Source organism: Acidovorax sp. GW821-FHT10A04, assembly GCF_059415825.1.
The window spans coordinates 179,235-192,971 of sequence record NZ_JBWKNZ010000003.1 but is presented as its reverse complement, the minus strand read 5'-3'; the positions used below and the strand labels follow the sequence as shown (position 1 = coordinate 192,971).

Below are 13,737 nucleotides of genomic sequence, written 5' to 3'. Positions count from 1 at the left end.
CAATCGCCCGATTTCGCCCCAACCCTTCGGGCAAGTGCCTTGCCGGGCGGTCTGCGGCGTTGCGGCGCTTGTTGATAGCGGGGCTATCAACTGCGCACCGCGCCTAGCATCCCATCCCGGCAAGGCCGCTGCGCGACCCCTGCGAGATCGTAAACAGGTTCTGAGCACGGCAAGGCGAACCAACGACGCCAGGCGGTTGAAGGCACAGCCGCATCAGTCGTACTTCAACGTGTAGATGATGTCCACCGCACTCTGCGCCCCCGTCTGCCCGCGCAGCGTGAGCCGGCGCGACAGGTCGTAGAAGATGTACAGCGTGCCCAGCGTGCCCGACAGGCTGCGCTCGTACGTCACGTACAGGTCGGTGGACAAACGCTTGCCGAAGGTCAGCGCGGCGCCGGTGGCGTCCTCCCCCGCGCCAGGGCCCTTGAATCCGATTTCGTCCAGGCCCAGGCGGCTGGCCATGTTGGCGGTGGCGCCGGTGCCGCCCTTGCGGCCGAGCAGGGCCAGGGCGGCTTGCTGCAGCACGGCGGCTTCGGCGCCGCCGGCGGCGGCGTCGCGGCCCAGCACCACCCACGACAGTTTTTCGGCATCGGGCAGGTCGGGGTCCGAGTACAGGCGCACGCGCGGGGCCAGGGCCGAGCCGCTGACCTGCACGCCGGCACGCACGCTGATGTTGGGGCGCAGCGCCAATATGTCGAGCGAGGGGTTGTTGTATGGGCCGCTGAAGCGGATGAGCCCCGTCTCCACGTCCAGCACCTGGCCCCAGGCGCGGTAGCGGCCCTGCTCGGTGCGCACCTCGCCGATCACGCGCGGGGGCGCGCCGGGCACCGCACTGCTGCGGATGTCGAGCTCGCCCGTCAGGCGCGTGGTGATGCCCTGGCCCTGCAGCGCAAAGTCGCGCCCCAGGTTCAGGGTGATGGCGATGTCGGGCGGCTTGGCCGTGGTGGGCGTGGTGCCGGTGGCGGGCTGTCCGGCGGCCTGGTTCGCCTTGGCCACCGCCTGGGCCTTTGCCTGGGCTTCGCGGTCCTTGGCGGCCGAGCGCACCACCACGTCGCTGCCCAGGCTGGGCGCGGTCTCGTCGGGCAGGATGATGGTGGCGCGGTCGGTGGTGAGTTGCCCGCGCACGCTGAACTGGCCCTGCTGCAACTGCGCCTGCACCTTGCCCGACACGCTGACCTGCCGGTCGGCCCGGCCCAGCACCTGCAGGGCCTTGGCCTCGGCCTGAAAACTCATGGCCAGGCCCGACATGCCACCGTTGTTGCTGGTTGCCGCATCGCCCCAGGTCACGCGGCCGGTGCCGGTGAGGCTGCCGCCGTCTTGCGGGGCGCTGGTGCGGTTGCCGCTGTAGCCGGGGATACGCGCCTTGCTGCCGCTGCCCCCGCGCAGGCTGAACTCGGTGATATCGAGCTGGTTGCCGTTGAGCGCCGCGCGCAGGCGCCCGCCCTGCAGGTCCACCCCGTCGAGGATGGAGCGCACGGCCAGCTCGTCGGCCCCCAGCGTGCCGGCCCAGCGCGGCGCAGCGCGCGTGCCCGACAGGGTGGCGTTGGCATCCAGCGTGCCGCGCACGCGCCAGCCCGGCGGGGCCAGGGCCGACCACACGCCCACATCGGGCAGGCGGGCGCGCAGGGTGCCGGCCAGCGGCGCGTCGGGCGCCAGCGTGGTCGCACCCAGCGTGCTGCCCAGGGTGAGGCGGGTGCTGGCGGTGGCGTCCACCTCGCCGGCGCGGGCGCTGGCCCATACCAGTTTGGCGCGCAGGGCATCGCCCTCGGCCTCCAGGGTCAGCTCGGCCTGGCGCACGCCGGCATTGCTGCCGCTGCCGGGCTCTTCGGTCACGGTAGCCTTGGGGCTGCCCGCGCCGGTGCCCTGGCCGCTGCTCTGCACGGTGGTGATGGGGGCCGAATCCACCGCCAGGATGCGCAGGTCACCGGAGGCGCGGCGCACGCTGGCGCTGGCGCGCAGCGGGCCGCTGGTGGTGTCCACGTTCCACTGCCCGTCGAAGACGATGTTGCCGGCCAGGCCCAGGCGGGCCAGCAGGGGCTGGGCGGGCTTGCCAGCGGGGTCGCTGCCGCCCCCAAACGCATCCACCCAGGCCATGGGCAGGCCCTGCAGGCTGCCCTGGGTCTGCAGGCGCAGCGGGCTGCCGCCGCCGCCCGCGTAGCTGATGGGCTGCCAGCGCAGCGTGGCCGTGCCCGCCACCGGCCCGGTAATGCGCGCCTGCCCGGCAGAGGCCTGCACCGACAGGGCGGCCGCACCGGTGGCAGAAGGGGCTGTGCCCGATGCTGGCATGGCCGGTGCCAGCGCGGCCCCGCCCATGCGCAGCTTCACGGTCACGGGCTCGGCCAGTTGCACGGCCCAGGGGCCGGGCAACTGCGTGTCTTGCGCCTGCAGGCGCAGTTCGGTCACCTGGGCCTGCCACTCGTTGGCACCGCTGGTGCCGCCCGCCAGGCGCGTGCGCACCGTAGCGCGCTGCGTGCCGGTGCGGGCCTCGCCATCCAGCGCCAGCGTGGCCTGGGCCAGTGAGCCCGAGAGCTCGGCATTCACCCCACGCAGCTGGATCGCGGACATGGGGCTTGCGCCCCCCTTGCCTGGTGGCAGAGCCACGTCGAGCTGCGGCGCGTTGACGCGGGCCTGCAAGGTGAAACCGCCGTCCTTGCTGGCCAACGCGGGCAGGGCCTTGCCGGCCGCCAGGGCTTCGATCTGGTTTGCTGCCGTCTGCCAGCCACCCGTCCAGCGCGCATTAAGCTGTGCCTGGCCTTTGGCCGTGGCGCCCTTCATCGCATTACCCAGGCCCGGCAGGCTGGCCAGCCAGGCTTGCGTGCGCTCGGCATCGCTCAACTGCAGCTGCAACTCGCCCGCGCCCTTGGTGGGCGCCATCTGGCCGTTGGCATTGGCGGTGGCGCCCGGCACCGTGGCGCGCAACTGGCCCTGGGCCGATTGCTCGCCAAGGGCCACGCGCAGTTGCGTGGCCTCGACTTTGGCCTGCAGCGCGTCGAGCAGCAGGCGGTCGAGCTGCACCGTGCCGCCACCCGTCTGCGCCAGGTACTGGCCCTGGGCGGTGAAGGTGTTGATGCGCAGCAGGGGCGCGCCCTTCTTGCCAGGGGCCGCTGCGGCCGGCTGCACCGGCGCAGCGCCCGTGGCGCGGATGTCGGCGGTGAAGCGCACGGCCTGGTCGGCCTGGCCCTGGGCGGTGATGCGCCCGCCCAGCGGCGCCGCCGCCAGCGCGGTGTGCAGCGCATCGGGGCGCAGGTTGCGCAGCTCGGCCAGGCCCTCGGCCGCGCCGGTGGCGGGTGTGAACTGGCCCTTGAGGGCAATGGTGCCCGCGGCCTTGCCCGTGCCGATGGTGGCCGTGGCCGCAGGCACATCCCAGCGCGTGCCATCAAAGCCTGCGCGGGCCTGCAGCGCGGCCAGGGGCAGGTGCCTGCTGTCCCAGGGGCCGGGCAGGTCGTTGCGCAGGTCGGCCTCGATGTTCCAGCCGGCGATGGCGGGTGCGGGGGATGAACCGGTGGGTGCCGTGGCAGCGGTCGCATTCACCGGGTCCACCTTCACCGTGCCATGCAGCAGCGTGCGCGGCGCCTGGGGCCACAGGGCGGCCAGGTCCAGCGCCTTGAGAGCGGCAGCGGCCTGCTTGAGGGGCTGGGGCACCCAGGGGAGGATGGTGGCCTGCACGTCGGCCTGCATGGCCTCGGCAGGGGCGGAGGGCGCCTTGGCGTTGGCCGGGGCGCCTTTGCGTGCGGGTGTGGCTGCGGCCGATGGCGCCGGAGCAGCAGGCTCAGCCGCCGCCACCACCACGGGCTTCAACTGCGCCGCCGCTTGCAGCTGCGCGGCGGCCGTGGCCAGCGTGCCCTGCACGGTGGCATGCGCGGCCACCTGCAGCGGGTTGCCGCCGCCCGGGGGCGTGGTGTGCACGGTGCCTTCCAGCGTGGCGTCGATGGCCATGGGGGCTTGGGCCTGCAGCTTCACGCGGGCCTGGTACTGGCCCTGGGCCAGCTCCACGTTGTCGATCTTCAGGTGGTGTTCGGTGCCGTCGTAGCGGTAGTCGCCGGTCAGGTTCTGGGCCTGCACGGCGGGCTTGCCGGCCAGGCTGATCTGCTGCTCGGGCGAGCCCGCCCACTCCAGGCTGTCCACCTTGAAGGGCACGGCCACCTGCACCGGCAGCACCAGCTGCTCCAGCGGTTTCAGGGGCTCGGTGCTGGCGGGCGCCGTGGCCTGGGGGGTGATGCGCACGCGCGCGGCATGCACCTCGCCCAGCTCCACCTTGCGGCTGAGCAGCGGCGCCAGTTGCCAGCCGATGCGCGCGCCGTCCACCTCCACCACCAGGGCCGGACTGCTCCAGCGCAGCCAGCCAATGCTGCCGCCCGTGCGCAGCGATCCGCTCACGTCGCGGCTCTCCAGCTTCTGGTCCGCCGGCAGGTACTGCGCGGCGCGCGCCAGCGCCAGGGCCAGCGATGTGCTGCTGCCCGCCCACCACCACGCCGCGCCGGCCACTGCCAGCACCAGCGCCAGCAGGCCAACCACCAGCCACACCAGCAGGCGCAGCCAGGTACGGCGCCGGCGCGGCGGTGGCGGCGGTGCCGACGACCCGGCGCTGAAATCGGGCGAGCGGTTGGCGGCAGAGGCGGGCGGGTTGCGAGAGGGCATCAATCAGCAGGTCAGGAAATCAGGGGCGGTAAAAAAGCAGGCCGTGCGGCCGTCTCAGAACGTGAAGCCCAGGCGCAGGTGCAGCCGCAGCTCCTTGGCCTGCACGCCATAGGCCAGGTCGGCCTGCAGCGGGCCCACGGGGCTGCGCCAGCGCACGCCGGCACCTACGCCCACGCGCGGATCCAGGTCGCCCACCTTGTCGGCCACGGCGCCGGCATCCACGAACAGGGTGCTCTCCCAGTCCGTCATGCTGCCCTTGTAGACGATGGGGCGCTGCCACTCCAGGCTGCCCACGGCCAGGTAGCGTCCGCCGTACAGCTGGTCGTTGTCGGTGCGCGCACCGATCTTGCGGTAGCCATAGCCGCGCACCGTGGTGTCGCCACCGGTCAAAAACAGCTGCGTCACCGGCAGCTGTGCGCCCTGGCGCGCAAACACCGCGCCGCCCTCGGCACGCACCGCCAGCCGCGCTGCGCGCGAGGCGCCGTCGTCGGCCTCCACGCGGCCCGCGGCGACAAAGGTCTGCCAGCGCAGCAGCGTGCGCACGAAGGGGTCGCGCTCGGGCGTGAGCGTGGTGCCCACGCCCAGCTCGGCCGCAATGCCATGGCCGCGCGTGGGGGCCGTGTTGTTGTTGAAGTAGCGGCCCGTCCAGCCGTAGTTGATGCTCAGCGCCGTGCCCGAGGGCGGGGCTTTCAGCCCCTGGCTTTTGGCATAGTCGTACTGCACAAAGTAATTGCGGTCGATGTTCTTGGTGCTCTTGCTGCGGCCGCCGCGCAGCCGGGCGCTGTTGGTCTCGTAGTCGCCCGTGTCCTCGCGCTGCACCTGGCCGCCAGCAAACCAGCGCCAGCCGTTCTCGCCGGGCAGATCGGTCCACTCGGTGCTGAGCAGTTTGTTCTTGCGGTCCAGCGAGAGCTTGCTCACCGCGCGCCAGCCCAGCAACGGCATCTGGTTGTGGATGTGGTCAATCGTCAGCCGCGGCCCGCTGTCGGTCGACAGGCCCGCGCCGAACACCACTTTCTGCAGCTGCGCCTCGCGCACCTGGGCGACCACCGGCACGGCCAGCGGGTCGGTGCCCTCGGTGTCCAGCGTCAGGAACACCGCGTCGTAGTACCCACTGCTGGCCAGGCGCAATTGCGCGTCCAGCAGCTCCGTCTCGTCGTAGATGGCGCCCGTGGGCAGGCGCGCCAGGCGGCGCGCGCCATCGGGGTCGTAGCGCTGGTTGCCCTCCACCCGCAGCGGGCCAAAGCGGTACAGCGGGCCCGTGTCGTAGGCCACGCTCAGGTTCGCCTCGTGCTTGTCGGCATCCACCTCGGCGCGGCTGTTGGTGATGCTGGCCGTGGGGTAGCGGCGCACCTGCAGCTGGCGCAGACCATCGTTCTTGGCCCCGTCCCACGCCGACTGCGTGAAGGCCCGGCCCGGCGGCAGCCCCCAGCCGTTCTGCACGCGCCGCAGCTGGCGCGCGCGGCCCTCGCCATCTTGTGCATTGCTCACCGCCTCGGCAAAGGTGATGTCGGCCTTGGCAATGTGCGTCTGCGGCCCTGGGTCCACCGTCACCACCACCGTGCGCGGCGCCAGTTTGGCATCGGGCGTTTCGGTCAGCTCCACCGTGATGGTGGGCGCAAAGTAGCCCAGCGTGCCCAGCAGCTCGCGCGCGTTGGCATCGGCCGCGCCCAGCAGGCGCTGCAGCTCGCTGGCCTGCAGGTCGGGCAGCTGGCGAAAGCGCTGCAGCTCCAGGTGCTTTTCCAGCGTCTCGCGCACCGTGTCAGGTGCGCGCACCTGCACGTCGAACGAGGGGCTGCCATCGCTGTCCGCCCCAATGGGGCTCGACGCCGCATCGCGTGGCGCCTCTTCGCCCCCCCGCCCGGGCAGCAGGCTGCAACCCTGCAGCAGCAGCAACGACGAGGCGGCGGCGCTGAAAAGCAGCAACGCCGACCATCGGGCCGGCGTTGAAGGCTGGGAGAACGGGGCAGTGTGCGAACGGGGGCTACGGGACACGGCGGGCGGCTTCGGTTGGGATGGACGACGGGGGCATGGTACGGCACGGCGCACACACGGCAGGCACAGCGGCACCAGGGTGCAACGGCGTGCAAAGGGCGCCGGGGGCCTGCCAGCGATGCCACACTATCGCCGCAAAACGCCCGTTTTCTTGTAAGACAGATTCCCGCAGCGTATCGGGGTGTGTCCGTTGAGAGGGCGCCTCCTGGCCGCAATCGCCTGGGGCATATGCCCCATCAAAGTACCACCCACAGCGCCACCCCCACCACCGCCCCCACCAGCAAGGCCGGTGCGGCCACCGACCAGTCCTGCGTGGACGGCACGCTCGCCCCGAAGGCCGACGCCGCCAGCCAGGCATGCAGCCAGTACATGGCGCCAGACCCGGCCCCCGGCATGAAGGTGGTGGCCCACCAGAAGCTCAGCGGTGCCAGCGCCACCGGCGCCAGCGCAATCGGCAACGAGCGCAGGTACCCCGCCTGAAACCGCACCGACCCCAGCCGCCAGCCCCCGTGCGTGCGCATCGGCACCAGGTTGGGCATGGTGGGCCGGGCGCCCAGCAGCGCTGCCACCGTCCAGTGCATGGCCTCGTGCAAGGCAGTGCCCGGCAGCACCGCCAGGCAGTACGTCCACATGCCGATGTGCACGCACAAGCGCTGAAAGAGCAGGATGCCGCCCAGCACCAGCCAGTCCCTGGTGTCCAGTGCGTGCGCACGCACGCTCGCCCAGGCCAGTGGGTGGGTGAGGGCATCGGTGATCCAGGTGGTGCTGCTGTCCATGTGGGGGCGGTCCGTCGATCCATCGTTCGTTCGCTCACTCATTCATTCATTGAGCAAGGAACAGGGCGCGCCACGGGTGGGCACCCAGGGGCGATTGTCACGATGAAATCGGGGGCGCGTGTCGGATGGGATGCCTTGTTGGCCGCTGACGTACCGCACGCTCGCCTGCAACCCCAGGCCCCCGCTATAGTTGTCGGCCCCGCAGCCGGGACTGTGCCCCGGGCGCCCGGCGGCTCGTACGCCGCGCACACCGAAAGGAGCACCCCATGGGACGCCTGACCTTTAGCATCAACCTCACCCTGGACGGCTGCGTGGACCACCAGGAGGGCATTGCCGACGACGAGACGCACGCCTTCTTCACCCACCTCATGGACACGCACGGCGCCGTGCTGTGGGGCCGCGTCACCTACGAGATGATGGAACACCACTGGCCCGCAGTCGCGCGCGGCGAGGTGGAGGATGCGCCACCGGCCGTGCGTGAGTGGGCGACCAAGCTGCAGGCCAAGCCCAAGTACGTGGTGTCCACCACGCGCAAGGATTTTCCGTGGGCCCACAGCCACCTGGTCGCCGGCGGCGACGACCTGCGCGCGGGCATCCAGGCGCTCAAGGACGCCACGCCCGCCGGCGTGCTGCTGGGCAGCGGCAAGCTGGCCACCGTGCTCGACCGGCTGGACCTGATCGACGAGTACCAACTGCTCGTGCACCCGCGCATCGCCGGCCACGGGCCCACGCTGTACCAGGGCGGGCTGCCCGTCGCGCGGCGGCTCACGCTGGTCTCGGCGAAGCCGCTGCGCTGTGGCGCGGTGGCTGTGCATTACCGGCGGGCGGGGTGAGGCGGTTCGGGCCTGGCGCCGGCCCAGGCGGCTGGACACCCGCATGCTGCGGCCCAAGGGCTTCATCAGCTTTGCGCAGAATCGCCTGTTTGGGTGACAGGGCGCACGGCCGCCACCCGCTAGACTTGTGCCATCGGGCCATGCGCAGCCGTGCCCGGTACGGCAACAACTGGTACGGCAGCCGGGGTGAATGGAACCATGAATTTGATTGCTCGCACTTTGACGGTGGCCGGTCTTCTGCTGTTGGCATGCTTCGCTGGAGCGGGCAATGCGCAGCCGAACCCGGTATCGCGAAACCAGATCACAGACGCCGTCGAGCTCGCATTGCCCAGCGGCTGGCGGGTTGCTACCCCAAATCAAGTCGTCAACTTCGAGAGAGAACGAAAAGACATCTACTCCCGGGCTGGGTTGGATCCCAAGGTCAATCCCGGTGATACGGTGACGTTCCAGGCGGAAAAATCGGAGGGAGCTGATTCGATCATGCTTGGCGTTACAGTCATGCCTGGAGAGGCATCCCAAGCAGAAGTCGCCCAGCTGTCCGAGCAACGGATTGCGCGGATTGGCGACGCCTTCGCGCAACAGTTTCGCACCATGGCAGCGTCCGCCGGAGTCACCAATGTCGTGTTCACGCCACCGGTGCTCCAGCGCGTTGGCGACAAGCTCGCGATCGGATACGCGAATACGTTCACCACGGCCGACGGGGTCAAAAGGACTGGCGTCAAGTACCACGTGTACATGCGAAACGCGACGGTCGTGATCTCGGCGACGGGGGCCGATTCCATCCGCAAGTCGCTGCGCGACGAAGCCAGCACCTTGATCCAGGGGGTTCGGCTGAATGAACGTTGACAGGGATCCCCATGCCTATGGCCGCCTCGGGGCCCAAGCGGACCGCCCGGCCCAGATCGCATCAGCGCACGGTTGCACTGGCACCGTTGCCTGACACGGGCGTGGCGTGCTCTCGCAAGCAGTTGCAGATCCTGTTCAGGTCACTCTGCGGATCCCCCTTGCCGCCGCGCGCGCGGCAGTGCACAGCACAAAGAAGGCGTGCCGTCATCAGCTCCACACAGCGGCCGTGAATGATGTGTGCGATTGAAGAAGAAAAGAAAGACGGGAAGTAGACAGGGAGCTTCACAACCATGGCGATAGTTAGCAAAACCACCGTGGCCGCACTGGCGGTCGCGTGCATTTCCACGGGCTGTGCCATCGTGCACCGGCCCTACGTTTCTCCGGTGGCGAGCGCGGCCACTGCGCAGTTGCGCATCGTGGACGACCAGAACCGGGTGCTGATGCCGCCCAGGACCATGATCTCGACCTTCGACGATCCGCAGTCGTGCACCAACCGGTTCTGGCTGCAAAGCGGTGGACCGCAGCCGGGGATGGTGACGGCGGCATCGGCCACGATCCCTGCGGGCAAGCCGTTCTCGGTGGCCATTCACCACCTGGAGGGTGCGAAGTTCTGCGTGCCGGTGCTCCAGTTCACGCCCATTGCAACACGCCACTACGTGGCGCGGCTGCATGTCAACCCGGAGTCGTGTGTCGTCAGGCTGGCATCCACCGCCACCGACGAACGCAAGGACGAACGGCCGGAGCCCTACCAGAGCATGAAGTTCTCCAATGGCCTGTCGGAGGAAAGCAGCTTCTGCAGGCCCGAGTGATGACGGTGCTGCGTGGCGGGGCCTGGGCCGCTCAAGCACCGGCACGGACAACGCCGCGCCATCGCAAAATGCCAAGGCAAAAGAAAAAAGCAGCCTGAATGGGCAGGGGCCGGGTGAGCCCGGTGGGACCCGACAAAAAAGAAAGAGGGAGGGATGATTGATGGAAAACAGATTCGACGTGACGGGGCGCATCGATCCATTGCCGGACGATGCCGGGCTGGGCAACATCCAGTTCCTGCAGCGCAACCGGGCCGAGCCCGCGTCGCTGCTGCTGCGTATCGCCACCTTCCTGGTGGTGGGCATCTACCTGGCCATGATGGCCTTTCTGGCCCTTGCCAAGGGCGGTGGCGCGCCGGAGATGACGGGTGCCATCATTGGCGCCCTGGTCGTCGTGATGGTGCCGATGTGGCTCACCGGGTGGTGGAGCGAAGACTTGAAGCAGCGCCGCCGCTTCCAGATCGTTGCCTGCACCGCCGTGGTCTTGATCGCGCTGCAGGTGGTGGGCTACCTGAGCGTGCGCGGCACGCTGGCGGACTGGGCGCGCGGTGGCGCCCCCGCGTCGGCACAGTCGCTGCGCGACCGCGCCCTGGCATGCCAGCAGCGGGGCGACCTCGCGTGTGCCGACGAGGTCTGGACCCGCTACCTGCAACTGCGCCCTGAGGACAGCCAGGCACGGGCCACGCTGGCCGCCGTGAAGAACCACCGCGACGACCACGCAGGCGCGGTGCGCGAGTTCGAGCGCTCCTTCAGCGAGGGCCACGGTGGCTACGACGTGTTCACCTACTACGCGCGCAGCCTGGTACGGGTGGGCCGCCAGCAAGACGCCATCACCTGGTACTACCGCGCGCTGGCCGTGGTGCCGAACCTGGTGGACGTGCGCCGCGAACTCTCCAAGCTGCTGGTTGGCCAGCAGCGGCACTACGAGGCGCTCTCGGTCCTGCAGGCAATCGATGCGCACAACGAAGCCGCGGGCCGGCCGGCCAACTTCACGGCAGAACGCATCTCCATCGAAGACGCGATCCGCACCGCGCAGGGTTCATCGCCCGCAGCAGGTCCTGCCACCGTGATGCGCATCGCCGCCATGGGCGGGCACTACTTCGCACCCGTCACCCTTGGCTCGGCCCGGCCGGTGCCCTTCATGGTGGACACCGGCGCCACCCTCGTCAGCATGAGCACCCGGATGCTGCAGGACAGCGGCGTGCAGTACCGCGTGCTGCAGGAGCAAGCGGAAGTTCGCGTGGCCGATGGCCGAAAGATCCAGGCGAAGGTCGTGCTGCTCGACGGGCTGCAGATCGGCCCCCAGGTGCTGCGCAACGTGCGTGCCGTCGCCTGCCAGGACTGCGCGTCGCTGCTGGGCATGTCGGCACTGAACCAGTTCGACCTGCAGTCCGTGAAGACGGACAACGTCGAAATGCTGTCGCTGGTGCCGCGCACCTGATGGACCACCTCGCGGGTCCGCAGGCCTGCGGGCCCGTGCATGGCGATGTACGGCGCGGCTATGAAAGCGCAGGGGGCTCGCCTTGTGCGCAAGGATGCCCTGTTGCCTGCCTGGATCACTGAGTCCGGAAGTGGAAAAAGAGGGCTGCGCCCAGCATCGCCAAACCGGGCAGCAAATTCCCTAACCAGATGGATGCCCGCGAGGTGGAGCGGCTCATGTAGCGCGATTCAGCCAGCAGGTAGGCATGCCCTTCCGGGGTCAGCAGCCACCAGATCATCACCCCGCCGCCGGCCAGGCACCCGATGCCTACCGCTGCAAGCAGCGCAATGAAGATGCTGCCCGTGGCGCTTGCCGCCGGCACGATGGCAAGCACCGCCACCAAGGCCGTAGCAGCGGCCTGCCATTTCTCTGCGCGCGCAAAAGCGTCCATCGAGCACTCCCGGAAGGTCGGAACCATGGAAGGTTACCGTATAGGGTGCAAAGGCTAAGCCAAAAATCAGAGAGATGCACTACATGGATGACCGGACACCGTCCTGCATGCCGCCATCGGTTTTATTCTCCCTGCGGAAGAATACCGCGCGGACAGTGATGAAAGCCCCTAGCAAGCCCAGCAGCAGCCATGCGAAGACAGGGCCCCAGCCGTTCTGGATGGCCGTGTACTTGCGGACCTTTTCTTCGTAGTGGAACCAGGTCTTCTCGGCGTTGGACAACTCGTAGCACAGGTCGCCCCCGCCCTTGGATGCGGGCGCCATCAGCAGCGTCACCTGCTGGGTGCGCAGGTGCTCGGCGTGCCGGGCGTTCGACACCACATCGTTCTCGTCGAGGCAGTTGGACGTCGAGGACGAGCCGAACGCGCAGCTGCATTTGTGGACCACCCCGTCCGCACCGCGCACCCGGGTTGCATACTGCGACCGCTTGCTTGGCCACGTGTCGTACTGCGCCAACAGCCGCCCCTCCACGCGAGTCAACTGGTCCTTGGGGGGAATCTCTACCAGGCTCGATTGCATGCCGTAGAAAGCCACGAGCACCGCCAGCACCAACAGAACGCACTGGATGCCGCCCACCAGAGGGAACACCAGCCAGCCCAACCAGCCCAGCAGGCTGCCGATTTTTCCCATCACCTTCTGCACGCCTTGCCCCTCTCTTCACTCTCTTCACGACATTGTCTCAGCGAGGCGCTTTCCCCCTCCGGCATGCAGGGTCAGCCGGCCAGCCATGCACTCAGACCGCCGCAGGCCCCAGCAGGATCCTCGTTGATCAATCAATCAATACGATGGCGGCAGCGCCGCCAGGTCCGGCCCCAGCGCCAGCACCTCGCGATAGCGCCCCGCGCTCAGCATCTCGTCCACGTCGCTGCCATAGCCGGGGAACAAGCGCAGACCCTCCAGGCGGGTCGCATGGGTCAGTGCGGGTCACCCGCCTTGCGCCCCGCAGGGCCGTCGTCATGCAGCGTGGGCACGCAGCCAGGCAACGATGTCCGCAGTCACCTCGTCGCGATTCGTCTCGTTGAGGATTTCGTGGCGGGCTGCGGGGTACAGCTTGACGGTCACATCGGCAATGCCTGCATCGCGGTAGCGCTGGCCCAGCAACTGTATCAGCGCACCGCCACCGGCCAGCGGATCGGCGTCGCCCGAGGCAATCAGGAGGGGCAGGTCACTGCGGATGCCCGCCAGCAACGCCGGGTCTGCCAGCCGGGCGGCGGGGGCGAAGAGCGAGGGGATCACATCGTCCGGCACATCCCATCCGCACCAGGGGTCGGCCACGTAGGCATCGACCTCCGCGTCGTCCCGCGACAGCCATTCGTACCCTGTGCGGTGCTCGAAGCCGGCATTGAATGCCGCGAGCCCTGCCGGCGCGTCTGCCGGGGCATTGGCCATGGCAGCGGCCAGCGCATCGAGCGCGGTGGAGCCCGACAGAACGACCCCTGCCCATGTCGATGCGTGGTCCAGCAGAGCGGCCTGCGCTGCAAACGAACCCATCGAATGGGCCAACAGAAATACCGGCAGGCTGCCATGCTGCGCACGCAGTGCCGAACCGTACTGGGCCACATCGGCAATCAGCCCGCTGAAACCCGCGGCACCGAAGTCGCCCAGACGCCCACCGGCGGTACGCCCGTGCCCGCGGTGGTCGACCGCGTGGACCACAAACCCCGCGGCATTGAGCTGCCTGGCAAAGCGGTCATAGCGCTCACCATGCTCGGCAAGCCCGTGGGCAATCTGCACCGCGCCAACGGGTTTGCCAGCCACGTCTGCCCAGGTGTATGTCGCGACCTTGGTGCCGTCTGCGTTGGAGAGGAAGGAAGAGGTGGATGAAGTGCTGCTCATGCTTTCATTCTGGCACGCAGGAGGTTGGGGCCGAAGGGATGATTGGCTGGTGGGGCGAGGGTGGGCAGGCGCCCACTCTGG

The 13,737-nt window shown here is 69.3% G+C and carries 10 protein-coding genes; 4 read left to right on the top strand and 6 right to left on the bottom strand.

The annotated features are described in order from the left end of the window. Window positions 1-213: 213 nt before the first annotated feature. From AC07PF_RS08540 to AC07PF_RS08530, 3 genes are all read right to left on the bottom strand, one after another. Complete coding sequence (locus AC07PF_RS08540; protein WP_494611546.1) at window positions 214-4,638, bottom strand: translocation/assembly module TamB domain-containing protein; 4,425 nt, start codon at window positions 4,636-4,638, stop codon at window positions 214-216. Window positions 4,639-4,692: 54 nt separating this feature from the next. Beyond that, window positions 4,693-6,630 carry an autotransporter assembly complex protein TamA gene (locus AC07PF_RS08535; RefSeq protein ID WP_494611545.1) on the bottom strand — a complete coding sequence of 646 codons (1,938 nt, stop codon included), beginning with the start codon at window positions 6,628-6,630 and terminating at the stop codon, window positions 4,693-4,695. A gap of 236 nt (window positions 6,631-6,866) precedes the next feature. After that, entirely contained in the window at window positions 6,867-7,448 is a 582-nt protein-coding gene (locus tag AC07PF_RS08530) for a hypothetical protein (RefSeq protein ID WP_494611544.1), read from the bottom strand. A 224-nt stretch (window positions 7,449-7,672) separates the two neighbouring features. Between AC07PF_RS08530 and AC07PF_RS08525 the strand changes: the two genes are divergently transcribed. The 4 genes from AC07PF_RS08525 to AC07PF_RS08510 all read left to right on the top strand — a co-directional run bounded on the left by AC07PF_RS08525 (window position 7,673) and on the right by AC07PF_RS08510 (window position 11,332). Continuing rightward, on the top strand, window positions 7,673-8,239 hold the full coding sequence (locus AC07PF_RS08525; protein ID WP_494611543.1) for a dihydrofolate reductase family protein: 567 nt from the start codon (window positions 7,673-7,675) through the stop codon (window positions 8,237-8,239). Window positions 8,240-8,437: 198 nt separating this feature from the next. After that, the gene (locus AC07PF_RS08520) at window positions 8,438-9,085 is read left to right on the top strand and encodes a hypothetical protein (RefSeq protein ID WP_494611542.1); all 648 of its coding nucleotides are present in this window, start codon (window positions 8,438-8,440) and stop codon (window positions 9,083-9,085) included. A 290-nt stretch (window positions 9,086-9,375) separates the two neighbouring features. Further along, window positions 9,376-9,894 (top strand): hypothetical protein, encoded by a 519-nt coding sequence (locus AC07PF_RS08515; protein ID WP_494611540.1) that lies wholly within the window; start codon window positions 9,376-9,378, stop codon window positions 9,892-9,894. 160 nt (window positions 9,895-10,054) lie between these two features. Continuing rightward, a complete protein-coding gene (locus AC07PF_RS08510; protein WP_494611539.1) occupies window positions 10,055-11,332 on the top strand; it encodes a TIGR02281 family clan AA aspartic protease in 1,278 nt (425 codons plus the stop codon). Between the two features lie 115 nt (window positions 11,333-11,447). Here AC07PF_RS08510 and AC07PF_RS08505 read toward each other — a convergent pair whose 3' ends face one another. The 3 genes from AC07PF_RS08505 to AC07PF_RS08495 all read right to left on the bottom strand — a co-directional run bounded on the left by AC07PF_RS08505 (window position 11,448) and on the right by AC07PF_RS08495 (window position 13,656). Continuing rightward, complete coding sequence (locus AC07PF_RS08505; RefSeq protein ID WP_494611537.1) at window positions 11,448-11,789, bottom strand: hypothetical protein; 342 nt, start codon at window positions 11,787-11,789, stop codon at window positions 11,448-11,450. A gap of 52 nt (window positions 11,790-11,841) precedes the next feature. Beyond that, window positions 11,842-12,462 (bottom strand): hypothetical protein, encoded by a 621-nt coding sequence (locus tag AC07PF_RS08500; RefSeq protein ID WP_494611536.1) that lies wholly within the window; start codon window positions 12,460-12,462, stop codon window positions 11,842-11,844. A gap of 312 nt (window positions 12,463-12,774) precedes the next feature. Continuing rightward, window positions 12,775-13,656 carry an alpha/beta fold hydrolase gene (locus tag AC07PF_RS08495; protein ID WP_494611535.1) on the bottom strand — a complete coding sequence of 294 codons (882 nt, stop codon included), beginning with the start codon at window positions 13,654-13,656 and terminating at the stop codon, window positions 12,775-12,777. Window positions 13,657-13,737 lie beyond the last annotated feature (81 nt).